General features: G+C 70.9%; 14 protein-coding genes and 3 tRNA genes. 15 read left to right on the top strand and 2 right to left on the bottom strand.

What is annotated here, in order from left to right; genetic code table 11:
- Positions 1-8 precede the first annotated feature (8 nt).
- The 5 genes from VFW79_RS00625 to VFW79_RS00605 all read left to right on the top strand — a co-directional run bounded on the left by VFW79_RS00625 (position 9) and on the right by VFW79_RS00605 (position 5,859).
- A complete protein-coding gene (locus VFW79_RS00625; protein ID WP_329675383.1) occupies positions 9-1,388 on the top strand; it encodes an ABC transporter substrate-binding protein in 1,380 nt (459 codons plus the stop codon).
- Between the two features lie 90 nt (positions 1,389-1,478).
- Positions 1,479-2,444, top strand: a complete 966-nt coding sequence (locus tag VFW79_RS00620; protein WP_329675382.1) for a sugar ABC transporter permease — start codon at positions 1,479-1,481, stop codon at positions 2,442-2,444.
- Positions 2,441-3,376: a carbohydrate ABC transporter permease gene (locus VFW79_RS00615; RefSeq protein ID WP_329675381.1), complete on the top strand. Its 936-nt coding sequence runs from the start codon at positions 2,441-2,443 to the stop codon at positions 3,374-3,376. The genes VFW79_RS00620 and VFW79_RS00615 overlap by 4 nt, the downstream gene beginning before the upstream one ends.
- Before the next feature lie 4 nt (positions 3,377-3,380).
- Complete coding sequence (gene gtfA / locus VFW79_RS00610) at positions 3,381-4,874, top strand: sucrose phosphorylase (RefSeq protein WP_329675380.1); 1,494 nt, start codon at positions 3,381-3,383, stop codon at positions 4,872-4,874.
- A gap of 19 nt (positions 4,875-4,893) precedes the next feature.
- The gene (locus tag VFW79_RS00605) at positions 4,894-5,859 is read left to right on the top strand and encodes an EamA family transporter (protein ID WP_329675379.1); all 966 of its coding nucleotides are present in this window, start codon (positions 4,894-4,896) and stop codon (positions 5,857-5,859) included.
- Here VFW79_RS00605 and VFW79_RS00600 read toward each other — a convergent pair.
- Positions 5,756-6,292 carry a bacterial proteasome activator family protein gene (locus VFW79_RS00600; RefSeq protein WP_414647834.1) on the bottom strand — a complete coding sequence of 179 codons (537 nt, stop codon included), beginning with the start codon at positions 6,290-6,292 and terminating at the stop codon, positions 5,756-5,758. The two genes, VFW79_RS00605 and VFW79_RS00600, sit on opposite strands and share 104 nt — an antisense overlap.
- Before the next feature lie 74 nt (positions 6,293-6,366).
- Here VFW79_RS00600 and VFW79_RS00595 point away from each other — a divergent pair, with 74 nt between their 5' ends.
- The gene (locus VFW79_RS00595; RefSeq protein WP_329675378.1) at positions 6,367-7,596 is read left to right on the top strand and encodes an AGE family epimerase/isomerase; all 1,230 of its coding nucleotides are present in this window, start codon (positions 6,367-6,369) and stop codon (positions 7,594-7,596) included.
- 31 nt (positions 7,597-7,627) lie between these two features.
- On the opposite strand, the gene VFW79_RS00590 is transcribed toward VFW79_RS00595, so the two are convergent.
- Positions 7,628-8,620, bottom strand: a complete 993-nt coding sequence (locus VFW79_RS00590) for an NAD(P)H-quinone oxidoreductase (RefSeq protein WP_329675377.1) — start codon at positions 8,618-8,620, stop codon at positions 7,628-7,630.
- Between the two features lie 181 nt (positions 8,621-8,801).
- Between VFW79_RS00590 and VFW79_RS00585 the strand changes: the two genes are divergently transcribed.
- The 9 genes from VFW79_RS00585 (at position 8,802) to VFW79_RS00545 (ending at position 17,083) form a co-directional block, all read left to right on the top strand.
- Positions 8,802-13,265, top strand: coding sequence for a nitrate- and nitrite sensing domain-containing protein (locus tag VFW79_RS00585; RefSeq protein ID WP_329675376.1), 4,464 nt, complete (start codon positions 8,802-8,804; stop codon positions 13,263-13,265).
- Positions 13,266-13,311: 46 nt separating this feature from the next.
- Positions 13,312-13,761: a roadblock/LC7 domain-containing protein gene (locus tag VFW79_RS00580; protein WP_109131150.1), complete on the top strand. Its 450-nt coding sequence runs from the start codon at positions 13,312-13,314 to the stop codon at positions 13,759-13,761.
- 7 nt (positions 13,762-13,768) lie between these two features.
- Entirely contained in the window at positions 13,769-14,146 is a 378-nt protein-coding gene (locus tag VFW79_RS00575; RefSeq protein ID WP_109131149.1) for a DUF742 domain-containing protein, read from the top strand.
- The gene (locus VFW79_RS00570; protein WP_329675375.1) at positions 14,127-14,741 is read left to right on the top strand and encodes a GTP-binding protein; all 615 of its coding nucleotides are present in this window, start codon (positions 14,127-14,129) and stop codon (positions 14,739-14,741) included. The genes VFW79_RS00575 and VFW79_RS00570 overlap by 20 nt, the downstream gene beginning before the upstream one ends.
- 125 nt (positions 14,742-14,866) lie before the next feature.
- A complete protein-coding gene (locus VFW79_RS00565) occupies positions 14,867-15,280 on the top strand; it encodes a PIN domain-containing protein (RefSeq protein ID WP_329675374.1) in 414 nt (137 codons plus the stop codon).
- 39 nt (positions 15,281-15,319) lie between these two features.
- Positions 15,320-15,414: transfer RNA gene (locus tag VFW79_RS00560), tRNA-Ser, on the top strand.
- A 60-nt stretch (positions 15,415-15,474) separates the two neighbouring features.
- Positions 15,475-16,755 (top strand): threonine/serine exporter family protein, encoded by a 1,281-nt coding sequence (locus VFW79_RS00555; RefSeq protein WP_329675373.1) that lies wholly within the window; start codon positions 15,475-15,477, stop codon positions 16,753-16,755.
- 62 nt (positions 16,756-16,817) lie between these two features.
- A tRNA-Ser gene (locus VFW79_RS00550) sits at positions 16,818-16,906 on the top strand.
- A 104-nt stretch (positions 16,907-17,010) separates the two neighbouring features.
- Positions 17,011-17,083 (top strand) — tRNA-Arg (locus tag VFW79_RS00545).
- Positions 17,084-17,088 lie beyond the last annotated feature (5 nt).

The following is a 17,088-nucleotide window of genomic DNA, read 5'->3' as shown; positions in this document are numbered from 1 at the left end:
GTCATCTCGTGTCAAGCAAGCGATCCAGCCGCACTCTCGCGGCGCTCTCCGGCGGTCTGGGCCTCGCCCTGGCTCTGACGGCATGCTCCAGCGGGGGCTCCAGCGGGACCACCACCAGCGGCGGGACGACCGCCGCCAGCGGAGCCTGTGCCGCGTTCGCCTCATACGGGGACCTGACCGGCAAGACGGTCGACGTCTACACGGGCATCGTCACGCCCGAGGACCAGCCGTACATGGACTCGTACAAGCCCTTCGAGGACTGCACCCACGCCAAGATCAACTACGTCGGTGACAAGGCCTTCGAGACCCAGATCCTGGTCCGGGCCAAGGCCGGCAACCCGCCGGACATCGCGATCGTCCCGCAGCCGGGTCTGCTCCAGCAGCTCGTCGCGACGGGCGCGGCCAAGGCTGCCCCGAAGGCAGTGGCGGACAACGTCGACAAGTTCTGGGGCGCCGACTGGAAGGCCTACGGGTCGGTCGACGGCAAGTTCTACGCCGCTCCGTCCGGTGCGAGCGTGAAGTCGCTCGTCTGGTACTCCCCGAAGGAGTTCTCGGACAACGGCTACAAGGTCCCGACGACACTCGACGAGCTCAAGGCGCTCTCGGACAAGATCGCGGCGACCGGCAAGAAGCCGTGGTGCGCGGGCATCGGCAGCGGTGAGGCCACCGGCTGGCCGGTCACCGACTGGATGGAGGACTTCATGCTCCGTCTGTCCGGGCCTGACGTCTACGACCAGTGGGTCACCCACAAGATCGCGTTCAACTCGGCGGCTCCGACCGCCGCGCTCGACGCCGTCGGCGAGTACCTGAAGAACGACAAGTACGTCAACGGCGGCCTCGGCGACGTCACGAGCATCGCGACCACGACGTTCCAGGACGGCGGCCTGCCGATCCTCGAGGGCAACTGCTCGTTCCACCGCCAGGCCAGCTTCTACGCCTCGAACTTCCCCAAGGGCACGAAGGTCGCGGAGGACGGCGACGTCTACGCGTTCTACCTGCCGGGCGTCAAGGCTGCTGACCACCCCGTCCTCGGCGGTGGCGAGTTCAACCTGGCGTTCTCCGACCGTCCCGAGGTGCAGGCCTTCCAGACCTACCTGTCCTCGGACCTGTGGGCGAACACCAAGGCGAAGATCAGCTCTGAGGCAACAGGTGGCGGCTGGATCAGCGCCAACAAGGGGCTCGATGTCGCGAACCTGACGAACCCGATCGACAAGCTGTCGGCGACGATCCTCCAGGACCCCAAGACGGTGTTCCGTTTTGACGGTTCTGACATGATGCCGGCTGCCATCGGTTCGGACGCCTTCTGGAAGCAGGCGACGGCCTGGATCACCGGTCAGAGCACCAAGGACACGGTGGACAAGATCGAGGCAGCCTGGCCGAAGTCTTGACCTGACAGGCGCAGTCTGGTGTCCGGGCGGGTGTGCGGCGCACGCCCGCCCGGACACCTGTCCGTTCTCCCGATGACGTGAGGAACTCGGATGGACATCTCCACCAAGCTGTTGACGATGGTGTTGGCGATCTTGCTGTTCGTGGCCGTCGTCGGTCTGATGCTTTTCATCGCCAACTGGACGGAACGCCGGAGCGCGTCGATCGTCGGGTACGTGTTCCTGCTCCCGTCGATCCTCATGGTCAGCGTCGGACTGCTCTACCCCGCGGTGCGGACGATCTTCCAGTCCTTCTTCGACGCCGCCGGCAAGGCCTTCGTCGGGCTGGACAACTACCAGACGATCTTCACCTCGCCCGACGACCTGCTGGTCCTGCGGAACACCGCGCTCTGGGTCGTGGTCACGCCCTTCGTGGCGACCGCGGTCGGCCTTCTCTACGCGATCCTCGTGGACGGCGCCCGGGGCGAGGCGTTCGCCAAGGCCCTGATCTTCCTCCCCATGGCGATCTCGATGGTGGCCGCGTCGATCATCTGGAAGTTCGTCTACGAGTTCCGCCCCGACCAGCCCAACATCCGACAGATCGGTCTGTTGAACCAGGTGGTCGTGTGGCTGGGCGGCTCGCCCCAGCAGTGGATCGTGAACTCTCCGTGGAACACGTTCTTCCTCATCGTCGTGATGATCTGGATCCAGGCCGGGTTCGCGATGACCATCCTCTCGGCCGCGATCAAGGCGATCCCGGACGACATCATCGAGGCGGCCCGGCTCGACGGCGTGAACGCCATCGGGATGTTCCGCTTCGTGACGCTGCCGAGCATCCGGCCGTCGGTCATCGTGGTCCTCACGACGATCGGCATCGGCACCCTCAAGGTGTTCGACATCGTCCGGACGATGACCGGTGGAAACTTCAACACCAACGTCGTGGCGAACGAGTTCTACACCCAGAGCTTCCGGGCGTCGAACGAGGGCCTCGGGTCGGCGCTCGCCGTCCTGCTCTTCGTCATGGTCCTCCCGATCGTCGTCTACAACATCCGCCAGCTGCGCGCTTCGGAGGCACGATGAGCACCGTCACGCCCCAGGTCGACCTCACTCCCGAGCAGCTGGCCGCGCTCGCGAAGAAGTCATCGATGGCCGGACGCGCCGCGTCCAGCGCCCGGAAGAAGGTGACGTCACCGGTCGCGTCGGCCATCGCGGTGGCTATCGCCGTGCTCTGGACCATCCCGACCTTCGGTCTGCTCCTGTCGTCGATCCGGCCTGAGAAGGCCATCAAGACCACCGGTTGGTGGACGTTCTTCGGCGACCCGCAGATGACCCTCGACAACTACAAGACCGTGCTGAGCAGCGAGGGCCAGGCGGGCATGGGCAGCTTCTTCATCAACTCGTTCGTCATCACGATCCCGGCCGTCCTCATCCCCATCTGCCTTGCGGCGCTCGCCGCCTACGCGTTCGCGTGGATCGACTTCCGGGGCAGGAACTTCCTGTTCGTCCTGGTGTTCGCACTGCAGATCGTGCCGCTCCAGGTCGCGCTGCTGCCGCTGCTCACCATGTACGTCAAGGCAGGCATCGCCGGGACGTTCTGGACGTTGTGGCTCTCGCACTCGGCGTTCGCGCTACCGCTGGCGATCTACATCCTGCACAACTTCATGAGGGAGATCCCCAAGGAGCTCATCGAGGCGGCTCGCATGGACGGGGCCGGCCACGTGAAGATCTTCTTCCGCGTCATGCTCCCGCTCCTGACCCCGGCGCTCGCGGCCTTCGGGATCTTCCAGTTCCTGTGGGTGTGGAACGACCTGCTCGTGGCCCTGACGTTCGCGAGCGACAACACGGTCCTGCCGATCACCGTGGCGCTGGCGAACCTCAGCGGCACGCGCGGGACCGCCTGGCACCTGCTCTCGGCGGGTGCGTTGATCTCGATCGTCGTGCCGGTCGCGGTGTTCATCTCGCTGCAGCGGTACTTCGTCCGCGGGCTCCTCGCCGGCGGACTGAAGGGCTGAGGGCATGCAGCTCATCGCCTACGCGGACAGGCTCGGGGGGAGCCTGTCCGCGTTGCACGAGGTCCTCGACGGTCCGCTCGCCGGGCTGTTCACGGGCGTGCACGTGCTGCCGTTCTTCACGCCGTTCGACGGTGCGGACGCGGGGTTCGACCCGGTCGACCACACCGCGATCGACCCCCGTCTCGGGTCGTGGGACGACGTCCGTGCGCTCGCGGACGAGTACACCGTCGTGGTCGACCTCATCGTCAACCACGTGTCGGCGGACTCGGCGGAGTTCCGCGACGTGCTGGCCCGCGGGGACGCGTCGCCGCATGCGGGGATGTTCCTCACGATGTCCGACGTCTACCCCGACGGCGCGACCGAGGCCGAGCTCGTCGGGATCTACCGGCCGCGTCCGGGGCTCCCGTTCACGGTGCTGACGCTGGGAGACCGGCGGCGCCTCGTGTGGACGACGTTCACGAGCCAGCAGATCGACCTGAACCTGGCCGACCCCGCGGCCCGCGCGTACCTGGACCGGGTGCTGACCACGCTCGCCGACGCCGGCGTCACGATGGTGCGGCTCGACGCCGTCGGGTACGCCGTCAAGACGGCCGGCACGTCCTCGTTCATGACGCCGCAGACATTCGCGTTCATCGACGAGCTCACGGCCCGCGCGCGCGAGCTCGGGATGCAGGTCCTCGTGGAGATCCACGCGCACTTCGAGCGGCAGATCGCGATCGGCTCCGCGGTGGACCGCGTGTACGACTTCGCGCTGCCGCCGTTGCTGCTGCATGCGCTCTCGACCGGCGACCCCGCGCCGCTGCACCGCTGGCTCGACGTGCGTCCGACCAACGCCGTGACGGTGCTCGACACCCACGACGGAATCGGTGTGATCGACGTCGGGTCCGACCAGATGGGTGAGGGCAGCCCGGGCCTGCTGACCGACGAGCAGGTGCACGCGCTCGTCGAGGGCATCCACGAGCGCTCGGGCGGCCAGTCCCGGCAGGCGACCGGCTGGGCCGCGTCCAACCTCGACGTCTACCAGGTCAACTGCACCTACTACGACGCGCTCGGCCGCGACGACACCGCCTACCTGATCGCGCGCGCGGTGCAGCTGTTCACGCCCGGGATCCCGCAGATCTACTACGTCGGCCTGCTCGCCGGGCACAACGACATGGACCTGCTCGCCGAGACCGGCGTGGGCCGCGACATCAACCGGCACCGGTACACACCCGACGAGATCACGCGCGAGCTCGCCCGACCGGTGGTCGCCGCGCTCGCGGGTCTCATCCGGCTCCGCACGGCCCATCCGGCCTTCGCCGGCACGTGCGAGGTGGCCGGCCAGGGCGACACCTTGACGCTGACCTGGACCGGCGGTGACCAGTCCGCCGCTCTGACCGTCGGCTTCGCGACGCCGCACGCGACCCTCATCTGGACGACGGACGACGGCGCGACCCGGACCTGCGACGACCTCCTCGACCTGTCCGTGCTCTGGCCGGGCGCCTCGACGGCGAGGTAGCGCGCACTAGCGTGTGGGCGTGCCCCTCCGCCCCGGTCAAGTCCTGGACGGGGTACCCGCGCCCGCGCTCTTCGTCGCGTCGGGGCTCACGCAGTACCTCGGGGCCGCCGTCGCCGTCGGGCTCTTCGGTCAGCTGCCGGCCGCGACCGTCGCGTGGCTACGGATCGTCGTGGCCGCCGCGGTCCTGATCGTCTGGCGCCGCCCGTGGCGGACCCGATGGGAACGCGCCGACCTGGTGGCGATCGCGCGGTTCGGGCTCGTGCTCGCCGCCATGAACGTCGCGTTCTACGTCGCGATCGCCCACCTTCCGCTCGGCACTGCCGTGGCGATCGAGTTCCTCGGTCCGGTCGCGGTCGTCGCCGTCACCGGGCGGGGGTGGCGCGAGCGCGTGGCGATCGTGCCCGCGGCCGTCGGGGTCGTGCTCCTGGCCGGGGTCACGCTGCGGACGCAGGGCGGGCGGAGCGTCGTCGTCGGCCTGGTCGCGATCCTCGCCGCGGCTGGGCTGTGGGCGGGCTACATCGTGCTCGGTCGGCGGGTCGCGAACCGCGGGGCGCACGGCCAGGGCGTCACGTCGCTCGGGCTTGCCATGGCCACCGGCGGGCTGGTCTTCGCGCCCTTCCTCGCGCCCGGCGCGCTCCCCGTGCTGCACGACGTGCGGCTCGCGGGGCTCGTCGTCGTGATCGCCGTCTTCTCCTCGGTCGTGCCCTACGCGGTCGAGCAGGTCGTGCTGCGGCGCGTGAGCGCGGCGACGTTCGCCGTGCTGCTCGCGCTGCTGCCCGCGACCGCTGCCGTCGTGGGCGCGGTCACGCTGCGCCAGCTGCCGCAGTGGCTCGACCTCGTGGGCCTCGTGCTCGTGTCGTGCGCGATCGCCCTGACGTCGCTCAGAGGTACTGGCCCGGCCCGTCGTGCTCGCCGCCGGGAACCTGCTGCACCGTCAGGATCTGCGGGCCCGGACCCCCAGGGATCGCCCGACGCATCTGCGTGAGCTGCGCCTGAGCGGCCATCTGCTGCGCGACCAGTGCGGTCTGGATGCCGTGGAACAGCCCCTCGAGCCAGCCCACGAGCTGCGCCTGCGCGATCCGCAGCTCGGCGTCGGACGGCGGGCGGTCGTCGTCGAACGGCAGCGTGATGCGGTGCAGCTCCTCGAGCAGCTCGGGGGAGAGCCCGTCCTCGAGCTCGCGCAGCGACCGCTCGTGCACCTCGGCGAGCCGCGCGCGGGCGTGGTCGTCGAGCGGCGCGCTGCGGACCTCGTCGAGCAGCTGCTTGACCATCGTCCCGATCCGCATGACCTTCGCGGGCTGGCCGACCATCACCGACGGGTCCTCCTCGCGGGAGTCGTCATCGACCTCGACGGGCTGCGACGGGGCGGCCTCGACCACCATCTCGTCGTCGCCCCCGTTCTCGGTGCTCTCGCTCATGAGCGCATTGTCGTCGGTTCGCGGCACGTCCGCACGGTGCGCGCCCGTCCGCACCGCGCCGCTAGGGTTGAGACATGACCTGGCTGACGATGCCCGCCCACGCCCGCTGGCTCGAGCAGGAGACGGACCGGCTGCTGTCGTTCGGCGCCGCCTCCGCGCGCGACACCGGCGGGTTCGCCCGGCTCGACGACGACGGCGCACCCCTCGCCGGGCCGACAGAGCTGTGGATCACGTGCCGGATGACCCACGTCTACTCGCTCGGTGTCCTGCTCGGACGGCCCGGCTCGGCGGCGCTCGTCGACCACGGGCTCGCGGCGCTCGACACGGTCTTCCGCGACGCGCAGCACGGGGGCTGGTACGCGGAGGTCGGGCCCGACGGCGCGACCGACGACGCCAAGGCTGCCTACCCCCACGCGTTCGTGGTGCTCGCGGCGGCAAGCGCGACGGCCGCCGACCGTCCCGGCGCCCGCGCGCTGCTCGACGAGGCGCTCGCGGTCTCCGAGCTGCGGTTCTGGGACGACGAGGCCGGCATGGCGGTCGAGAGCTGGGACCGCACGTTCACCACGCTCGACCCCTACCGCGGCGTCAATGCCAACATGCACACCGTCGAGGCGTACCTCGCGGCGGCCGACGTGACGGGTCACCGGATCTGGCTGGACCGCGCGGTGCGCGTCATCGAACGCGTCGTGCACGGGTACGCCCGCGGGAACTCGTGGCGCATCCCCGAGCACTTCACGACCGACTGGCACCCGCACCTCGAGTACAACATCGACGCCCCGGCCGACCCGTTCCGGCCGTACGGCGCGACGATCGGGCACTGGCTCGAGTGGTCACGCCTCACGCTGCACGCACGCGCAGCGATCACCGCGCGCGGCGACGTCGCGCCCCTGTGGATGCTCGAGGACGCCGTCGCGCTCTTCGACGCCGCGGTCGCGGAGGGCTGGGACGTCGACGGCGCGCCCGGGTTCGTCTACACGGTCGACTGGGCGGGCAAGCCTGTCGTGCACGAGCGCATGCACTGGGTGGTGGCCGAGGGGATCGCTGCGGCGGCGACGCTGCACGCCGCGACGGGCGACGAGCGCTACGACACCTGGTACGCGACCTGGTGGGACTACGCGGCCCAGTACCTGATCGACCCGGTCGGCGGCTCGTGGTGGCACGAGCTCGGCACGGACAACCACGTCTCCCGGACCGTGTGGGCCGGCAAGGCCGACCTCTACCACGCGGTGCAGGCCACGCTGATCCCGCGGCTGCCGCTGACCCCGGTCCTCGCACCCGCGCTCGCGGCGGGCGCGCTCGACTGACCTCGACGCCGGGCTGACGTCGGCTCGCGCCTCAGGGCACCAGCAGGATCTTGCCGAACACCGTCCCGGACTCGAGCATCCGGTGCGCGTCGCCGGCTCGGTCGAGGGGCAGCAGGGCGTGCACGACCGGCCGGAGGCGCCCGTCGTCGAGCATCGGCCACACGTTCGCCCGGACGGCCGCGACGATCGCCGCCTTCTCGACCGCCGGCCGGGACCGCAGGGTCGTGCCGGCGACGGTCAGTCGGCGTGCGAGCAGGAGCCCGAGGTCGATCTCGGCGCGTGCTCCACGCTGCAGCCCGATCACGACGAGCCGGCCACCGGTCGCGAGCATCGCGAGGTTGTCGGCGAGCGCGCCCGCACCGAGCACGTCGAGCACCACGTCGACCCCGCGACCGCCGGTCGCCGCCAGGACGGCCGCGACGACGTCGTCCGCACTGTGGTCGATCGCGAGGTCGGCGCCGAGCTCCATGCACCGCTGAGCGCGCTCGGGTGATCCGGCGGTGGTGATCACCCGCGCCCCGAGCGCCGCCGCGAGCTGTACCGCGACGGATCCGACACCGCCCGAGCCACCCTGGACGAGCACGGTCTGCCCGGCCCGGAGGCCTCCGGTGTCGACCAGGTTCGTCCACGCGGTGCACACCGCCTCGGGGAGCGCGGCCGCATCGACGAGCGACACCGTGGTGGGCACAGGCATCAGCTGACCTGCGGGGACAGCGACCCGCTCGGCGTAGCCCCCGCCCGCGAGCAGGGCCGCGACCTGCTGCCCGACGCGCCACCCGCCACCGTCGGGCGGCGCGGCGTCCGGGCCCAGGGAGACGACGACCCCCGACACCTCGAGGCCCGGCCAGGCGGGCGCTCCCGGTGGTGGGGGGTAGTGCCCGGCCCGCTGCAGCAGGTCGGCGCGGTTCACCCCGGCAGCAGCGATCTCGACGACCACCTCACCGGGCTGGGGGACCGGATCGGGGACCTCGGACATCACCAGGGACTCGAACCCGCCAGGAGAACTCACCACGACTGCACGCATCCGTCGAGACTAGGTGGCCCCAGTGGGTGCACGGGGGGGTGAGGTCGTGACAAACTCTCGTCCGGGCTAATGGTCTGCTGCCCAGCAGCCGATGACATGTCAGCGGTGGCCCGTCCCTTGTGGGCTGGGCCGCCGGGCGCCGTCGTGCGACGCCCGAGCCGGTTGAGGGAGAGAGGTCGACATGCTGCGCAGGCTTGGCATCCGCGCCAAGGTTCTGGCGGTTCTCGCCGTGCCCATCATCGTGCTGCTCGTGGCCGGTGCGTACATCTCGAACTCCGCGATCCAGAAGGTGCGGGCGGCATCGGCCGCAGCCCAGGTCGTCCAGGTCCTCGACCAGTACGCGCCCGTCAGCGCCGCGCTGCAGACCGAGCGGGCCGTGACGACTGCTGTGCCGATCGACAAGGACAAGCTGGCTGCAGCGCGTGCGGCGACCGACAAGGCCCTGGTCGGGGTCCGGCCCTACACCGCGAAGCTCGACCTCAGCCAGTTCCCCAAGAGCGTCGTCACGATGTTCCAGCGGTCCCAGCGCTCGCACGACGTCGACCTCCTCGACGTCCGTCACCTCGTCGACACCGATGCCAGCCCCGCCGTCATCCAGAGCAAGTACACCCTGATCATCGGGAGCGAGATCGACCTGGTCAGCGAGGTCTCGCAGGTGCTCGCGAACCGCGACCTCGCCGCCTACGTCACGACCTACCACTCGATCGCCCAGACCGGCGAGAGCCTCGTCATCGAGATGAGCCAGGGTCTGTCGATCATCCAGGCCAAGGCGTCGTCGGCCACAGCCATGCGGACGTTCCACACCCAGACGGTCACGACCGAGCTCTTCCGCACCGGCATCCACACCAACATCGACGCGCTGAACACCGCCAACGTCACGCTGACGGCCGCCGACCCGACGTCCGCGTTCGCGCGCGAACGGTCCCTCCTGTCCAACGGCATCTCGGGCGCGACCATCAGCGTCGACCCGACGCAGTGGGTGGGAGACATCCAGAAGCAGCTCGTGACCCTCGGCCAGACGCGGACCGAGCTGCTCACCGAGGCTGCCCAGGTCGCGCAGGCGGACGTGTCGGCGCAGCGGAACACCGCCATCGTCACGATCGGCGCAGCGGTGCTCGCGACCGTCCTGTCGCTGCTCTTCGCGCTCGTCGTCTCCCGAAGCATCGTCATCCCGCTGCGGCGCCTGACGGTGGCGACCGCCGAGGTCCGCGAGCAGCTGCCCACCCTCGTCGAGCAGATGGCCGTCCCCGGCCAGGGCCCGTCGCTCGAGCTCGTGCAGATCCCGGTGACGTCCTCCGACGAGGTCGGCAAGCTTGCGGCCTCGTTCAACGCGGTCAACTCGACCACTCTGCAGATCGCCCAGGAGCAGGCCGCCCTGCGTGGCTCGATCGCGGAGATGTTCATCAACGTCGCGCGTCGCGACCAGGTCCTCCTCAACCGGCAGCTGTCGTTCATCGACTCGCTCGAGCGTTCCGAGGAAGACCCGAACGCCCTCGCGAACCTGTTCCGCCTCGACCACCTCGCCACCCGGATGCGCCGCAACGCCGAGTCGCTGCTCGTCCTGGCCGGCATCGACACGGGCCGTCGCGTCCGCGACGCGATGCCGCTGTCCGACGTGGTCCGCACGGCCTCGTCCGAGATCGAGCAGTACGACCGCATCGAGCTCGAGCTCGCGGTCGACCCGCAGATGCACGGCTTCAACGCCCTCGGCGCGGCCCACCTGCTCGCGGAGCTCTTCGAGAACGCCACCGTCTTCTCGGAGCCCGAGACGCCGGTCGAGGTCAAGACCGGTGTCGTCGGCGACCATGTCGTCGTCCAGATCGTCGACCACGGCCTCGGCATGTCCGCCACCGAGCTCGAGGCCGCGAACCTCAAGATCCGGTCGACGTCGGCAGCCGACTCGCTCGGCGAGCAGCGCCTCGGCCTCTTCGTCGTCGGCCGTATCGCGAACCGCCTCGGCGCCTCCGTCGTGCTCAGCAAGGGTTCGACGGGTACCGGCACGGTGACGACCGTCAACTTCCCTGCCACGCTCTTCGAGACGACCGAGGGTGCGCTGTACGGCACGCGGCCGGTCCAGTCGACCGCGCAGGTCCAGGAGTCGGTCGACGCCGACGCCCCGCTCGCCGAGGCCGTCGACCTCGCGATGCTCACCGACGGTGAGACCTCGCTCGGCCTGCCGCGTCGCCGCCAGCGGTCCGACCAGGACTCCGCGGAGATCGCGCTGCCCGGCGCCCGGACCCTGCAGGGCCGCCCCGGCAAGACGTTCGACGAGAGCAAGATCGTGCTGCCGGGACTCGCCGAGGCGACCCTGGCTCCCGAGCTGTCGACCCGGGGGTCCGACTGGACGCCCGCCATCAGCGCTGCACCGTCGGGTGGCGGCCTGCCCAGCCGGTCGCGCGCCACCAGCGCGTGGCAGGCACCGGCGGACGCCGCGGCAGACGCCGCAACCGCTCCCGCCGCTCCGACCGCACCCGAGGCCCGCGCCGGACTCTTCTCCGGGTTCCGTACCCGCGGCGAGCTGCCCGCGCCCGCGCCGGCGGACGTCCCGGCAGTGCCGCACCAGCACACGGAGAGCGCGTCCGCGGCATTCGTGATCCCGGGTCTCGCGCCCGACGACGACGCCCCGGTCGACGACGCGCTCTGGGCTCCCACATGGGCGCAGGGGGCAGAGCCCTTGCTCGCCGCGGCGCCGGCGATCGAGCCGGACGTCACCGAGGACCTGGCGGGCAGCTCCCAGGAGCAGCACGACCAGGCGGTGGAGCCCGTCGAGGTATGGGCACCTGTGCAGGCCTGGGACGAGCCGGTCGCCGAGCAGTCCGCAGCATCCCGTTCGGTGGACCATGGCGCGCACGCGGCCACGTCCGACTCCTGGGACGCGCCCGCGGCAGCCTGGTCGGCCACACCCGAGCAGGACGTCGTCGAGGAGACCGTCGAGCCGTCCACCGAGCCGTCTGCCCCGCAGGCCGCCGAGCAGCCTGTCGAGCTCCCGGCCCAGCCCGTGGAGCACGCCGAGCAGCCTGTCCAGGCAGAGGTGACGCCCGAGCCGCACGTCGTCGCGACGCCGCCGTCGTCGTACTCGGAGTTCAGCGCCTTCAGCGGCTACGACGACCACCGGAGCTCGCGCTACAGCGCATCCGTCCGGTCCGACTTCGCCCCCATCGGCTTCGGACCCGTGCTTGACGAGGCGCGCGCCTGGAACGCCGGCGAGCCCCACCCCGAGCCCGTCACGGCGTCTGAGCCGGTCGCGAGCTCGCTCGCCGAGCCTCAGCCCGTCGCCGAGCAGCCGGCGTGGGCCACTCCCGCCGTCGAGGACCACGCCTGGGCCGCGCCGGCACCCGCGGCAGACGCCACCTGGGACGCACCCGCAGCTGAGGCGGCGTGGGAAGCTCCCGCCCCCGAGGCCGCGTGGGAGGCGCCCGTCGCGCAGTCCGCCTGGCAGATGCCCGTGTCGGAGACCCCCTGGCCCGTGCCCGACGGCGAGGCCCAGTGGACCGCGCCCGAGGCAGCGCCGCAGCAGGCGAGCTGGACCATCCCCGCCCTCGCGGAGGACGAGCCCGAGCAGGTCGAGGCCCCGGCCCCCGTCGAGGCGACGGCGCCGACCGAGCGGTTCGACCCTGTCGAGGCCGAGCTGCTCGCCGAGTCCGCAGCACGTGAGCCGGACCCGTTCGCGGCGCCGCACGTCGTGACGGGCACGCCCGCATGGGCCGCCACGACCGCGCCCGCCGCTCAGCCGGTCGTGCCGGACTTCACCGAGCTGTTCCAGGGATCGCACAGCAGCGACCAGCAGTCGAAGGCCGGCCGGCGCAAGTGGGGCCTCTTCGGCAAGCGCAAGGCTGACGAGGCGACGGGCCCGGCCGCGGCCAGCCCGGCTTCCCCGGCGGCGAGCTTCGCCCGGCCGTTCGAGCCGACGTTCGCACCTGCCCCGGTCACCGAGCAGCCGCAGCGCGCGTCCGCCTGGGCCGCGGCCGAGCCCGCCGCTCCGGCGCCGGTCATCCGCCCGAACGAGACCTTCCCGACCTTCGACCTGGCGGCCACAGGCTTCCCTGCGATCCCCGAATCGGTGCGGACGACGACGAGTGCAGCGTGGTCGCCGCCGTCCGAGCCGGTCGAGCAGGCGTCAGCGCACGGCGCCCCGCACCAGCTCGGGTCGTTCTTCGGGTCGCGCACCGCGCCGACCCGTCCGGCCTCACCCGCGGGCTGGTCGCCCGACCCGGCCCCGCGCCCTGCCGAGCCGAGCCCACTGCAGCCCGCGGCCCAGCCGTCGGCGCCGCACCGCATCGGTGCGCTCGACGACGAGGTCGCGGCGATGCTCGCGCTGCGCTCTGACATCCAGGAGCAGGCCCTCTCCGAGCTCAGCCAGCTGTCCGCCTACCGTCCGAGCGCGCCGACGAGCGGGTCGACCAGCCCCTCGCTCGCGAAGCGGGTGCCGCAAGAGATCCCGGCGTCGCCGGAGTTCGTGCAGGCACTGGCCGGGACACCCGATCGCGACGCGGAGCAGCTCCGCTCCCGCTTCGCGAGCTACCAGTCCGGGACCGCACGCGGTCGCCGGGCAGTGGTGGAGCCCGCCGGGCCCGCCACGCGCGTCGACGACGACCCCCTGGTCGATACTGACCAGGCGAACACCCCGCCGGCACCGTCATGGTGACGACATTGACCGCAGTCAACTCCGGCTGCCACCGCAAGGAGGAAGTGTGACAGCTCTCAGCACAGAGGCAGCCAACTTCGGCTGGCTCCTGGACAACTTCGTCCGGACCGTGCCCGGGACCCGGCACACGCTGGTCGTGTCCGCGGACGGTCTTCTCATGGCGATGTCCGAGAAGCTCGACCGCACCAGCGGCGACCAGCTGGCGGCCATCGTCTCGGGCATGTCGGCACTGACTCGCGGTGCCTCGCGCCAGCTGCGTGCGGGGGAGGTGCGCCAGGCGATCATCGAGATGGACCAGCTCTTCCTGTTCCTGATGAGCGTCTCGAACGGCTCCGTCCTCTCGGTCGTGGCCGAGGCGAGCTGCGACGTCGGCCTCATCGGCTACGAGATGGCGATGCTGGTCTCTCGCACCGAGGCGACCCTGACCCCGCAGCTCATCAGCGAGATGCGTGGCCAGCTGCCGACCGACGGTGCCACTCGGACCACGGTGGGCTGAGGCGGCCATGAGCGATCACATCGAGTACGAGGCCCGAACGGTCCGGCCCTATGCCGTGACCGGCGGGCGCGTGCGGTCGGCACGGTCCGACCTTCCGCTCGAGGCGCTTGTCGAGCTGCTGCCCGGCGCCGCAGCGAGTCGTGGACTGACCCCCGAGAAGCGTGCGATCCTGCAGCACGCCAGCTACGACTACATCTCGATCGCTGAGCTGTCCGCCCTTCTGCACATGCCTCTGGGCGTCGTGCGGATCCTGGTGGCCGACCTCTCCGATGCGAAGTTCATCCGCGTGCACACGTCACAGCCGGTGGAAGTCAACACCGGCCAGTCCCCCGCCCTGTCCCTGAGCGTGCTGGAGAGTGTTCTCAATGGCATTTCCGCCCTCTGACGCCGCCGTCGCCGCTCCGGCGGGGACTCCCGGAAGCGTCGCCCCCACAGTCGTCAAGATCGTCGTTGCCGGTGGCTTCGCCGTCGGCAAGACGACCTTCATCGGGTCCATCTCGGACATCGAGCCGCTGAACACCGAGGCGTCGATGACCGAGCACTCCGTCGGCGTCGACGACGCCGGTGGCGTCTCGGACCGCAAGACCACCACGACGGTCGCCATGGACTTCGGCCGCATCGCACTGCCGGGTCACCTGTGGCTCTACCTGTTCGGGACCCCCGGCCAGGACCGGTTCCTGTTCATGTGGGACGACCTGGTGCGTGGCGCCATCGGCGCGGTCGTCCTCGTCGACACCGACCGCCTCGACCAGTGCTTCCCCGCGGTCGACTACTTCGAGAGCCGGGGCATCCCGTTCGTCGTCGGCGTCAACTGCTTCGACGGCGTCGCGAAGCACCAGCTCAACGACGTGCGTGAGGCACTCGCGATCCCGCCTCACGTCCCGGTCCTCTACACGGACGCGCGCTCGCGCGCGGCCACGAAGCAGGCGCTCATCGCGCTCGTGCAGCTCGCGATGGAGCGGCTGCGCAGCGGTTCCTGAGACCAGTGGCATGCTCCGGCCGGCAGCCCCGTGGGTTGCCGGCCGGACGTGCGTCCGGCGCGTGATCTGGCGCGGCTCCCGGACGGATCCGAGCGGGGGTCGACCCCGTCGATAGGTTGGTGCTCGTGCGGATCTACGTCGACGGGTCGGCGTTGTGCCGGTACCTGCTCGACACCGACGAGGCTGCCGACTGGCGGGCCTGGGCGTCGACGCGGGAACCCACGCTGCTGACGAGCCCCCTTGCGCTCACCGAGCTCCGACGGGTGGCCGACAGGGGCGGCCCGAGGCTGCGTGCAGCCGCGCACGACGTCGCCGAGCGGCTCGAGATCGTGCGGTTCTCGGACCAGGCGCTCACGTGGGCCACCCGGGTCACGTCGGTGCTGTCGCCGTTCGGGGCGCTGCACCTGGGCATCGCCGTCGCGCACCCGGACGTGACCACCGTGGCGACATACGACGCGCGGCTCGCCACGGTCGCGGTGCTCCACGGCCTCGAGGTCGTCGCACCGGGACGCGCGGCGGGCTGGTGGGACCGTTCGTAGCCGATGCCCGACGGCGGCGTGCCAGAATGGCCGCGCACTGGAGGGCTGGCTGAGCGGCCGAAAGCGACGGTCTTGAAAACCGTTGGGGCGGGACAACCCCGTCCTCGTGGGTTCGAATCCCACGCCCTCCGCCACACGGGTCGTCCGGGCCGGACGTCCCGGTCCGTCAGCGCGAGCACCGCCATGATGGTCCGGTGCCTACGCAACCCCCTGACGACGAGCTCGAGCTCATCCGCCAGTCCGGAGTCGCCCTGCGCGTCGGACGCCTGAGCCTGTCTGCCGGAACCGGCAGCTACCGGGTGAAGGCGTCGATGGCTCGGGTCGCGCGCGCGATGGGGGTCGAGCGCCACGAGGCCCACGTCACCCTCACCGAGATCACGACGACCTCGCACCGCGGGAACAGCTTCCGCACCGAGGTCGCCGAGGTCCGCTCGATCGGCATCAACGCCGACCGGCTGGCCAAGCTCGAGGTCCTCGCGTCGTCGCTCGAGCGCCGAGCCGTCGTCAACGAGCGCCCGGTGACCACGGACGAGGTCACGGCGGAGCTCGACCGGATCACCGGGACGCCGCCCCTGTACGGGCCGATCCGCAACGCGCTCTGGTCGTCGATCGCCTGCGTCGGGTTCTCGTTCCTCAACAACGGCGGGCCGATCGAGATGGCGTGCGTGTTCGTCGGCGCGGGCCTCGGCCAGCTGCTGCGTCGCGCGATGCTGCACCGCGGCTACAACCAGTTCGGGGTGACCATGCTCGCGGCCGCGGTCGCGTGCATGACCTACCTGACCCTGGTGCAGGGGCTGCACTCGCTCGGCGCGACGAACGCGCTCCACCAGGCCGGGTACGTCTCGGCAGTCCTCTTTCTCATCCCCGGGTTCGCTCTCGTCACGGGCGCCCTCGACCTCGCGAAGCTCGACTTCTCCGCCGGCGTCGCGCGACTCACCCACGCCTTGATGCTGCTGTCGTCGGCGGCACTTGCCGTCTGGGGCGTGTCGGCCATCGTGGGCCTGTCGCCCGAGCCCGGCAAGCGGTTGGCGCTGTCGACCGGCGTCCTGCTGCTCCTGCGGTTCGTCGCGAGCTTCGTCGGGGTGCTGGGGTTCGCGCTCATGTTCAACAGCCCGTGGCCGATGGCGCTGGCCGCGGCAGGCGTGGGCATGGTCGCCAACGTGGTGCGGCTCGAGCTGGTCGACGTCGGCGTGGTCACGCAGGCCGCAGCCGCGGGCGCGTGCCTGCTCGTCGGCCTCATGGCGGCGTGGGTGGCACCCAAGATGCGCGTGCCGCGGATCACGGTCTCCGTGCCGGCCGTCGTCATCATGGTGCCCGGCGTGACTGCCTACCGGGCCGTGTTCTACCTGGTCAACGGCGACACGACCCAGGCGCTCGCGTACGGGGTCCAGGCCGGGCTCGTCGTCGTGGCGATCTCCATCGGGCTCGCCGTGGCACGCATGCTGACCGACCAGGCGTGGGCCTTCGAGCGGTAGCGGGCGGTCCCGGGATCCCGGCTTTGGTCCAGGGCTGTCGGCCCGGTAGCCTGTGCTGGCTTGGAGACGTCGCATAGCCCGGTCTAGTGCGCGACCCTGCTAAGGTCGTGAAGGGGTAACCCTTCCGTGGGTTCAAATCCCACCGTCTCCGCTCTTCTCGGCCCCGGTCCTCACAGACCGGGGCCGAGGGCGTTTCACCGCCGGTTTGGGCGCAGGGCCGCGGGACGGTATCGTCATCCCCGGCCCTTGGGCCATGCGCCCGTAGCTCAATGGATAGAGCATCTGACTACGGATCAGAAGGTTGGGGGTTCGAGTCCCTTCGGGCGCACAGTG

The sequence above is a fragment of the Cellulomonas sp. genome (genome assembly GCF_036279715.1).
Lineage (GTDB): Bacteria > Actinomycetota > Actinomycetes > Actinomycetales > Cellulomonadaceae > Cellulomonas_A.
This window is presented reverse-complemented; position numbering and strand designations above follow the sequence as displayed.

Bases quoted from the DNA above. Each gene is read 5' to 3' on its own strand.
- VFW79_RS00600 (WP_414647834.1), bottom strand. From the start codon at position 6,292: ATGAGCGAGAGCACCGAGAACGGGGGCGACGACGAGATGGTGGTCGAG.
- VFW79_RS00585 (WP_329675376.1), top strand. From the start codon at position 8,802: ATGCTGCGCAGGCTTGGCATCCGCGCCAAGGTTCTGGCGGTTCTCGCC.
- gtfA (WP_329675380.1), top strand. From the start codon at position 3,381: ATGCAGCTCATCGCCTACGCGGACAGGCTCGGGGGGAGCCTGTCCGCG.
- VFW79_RS00595 (WP_329675378.1), top strand. From the start codon at position 6,367: ATGACCTGGCTGACGATGCCCGCCCACGCCCGCTGGCTCGAGCAGGAG.
- VFW79_RS00620 (WP_329675382.1), top strand. From the start codon at position 1,479: ATGGACATCTCCACCAAGCTGTTGACGATGGTGTTGGCGATCTTGCTG.
- VFW79_RS00575 (WP_109131149.1), top strand. From the start codon at position 13,769: ATGAGCGATCACATCGAGTACGAGGCCCGAACGGTCCGGCCCTATGCC.
- VFW79_RS00570 (WP_329675375.1), top strand. From the start codon at position 14,127: ATGGCATTTCCGCCCTCTGACGCCGCCGTCGCCGCTCCGGCGGGGACT.
- VFW79_RS00615 (WP_329675381.1), top strand. From the start codon at position 2,441: ATGAGCACCGTCACGCCCCAGGTCGACCTCACTCCCGAGCAGCTGGCC.
- VFW79_RS00590 (WP_329675377.1), bottom strand. From the start codon at position 8,620: ATGCGTGCAGTCGTGGTGAGTTCTCCTGGCGGGTTCGAGTCCCTGGTG.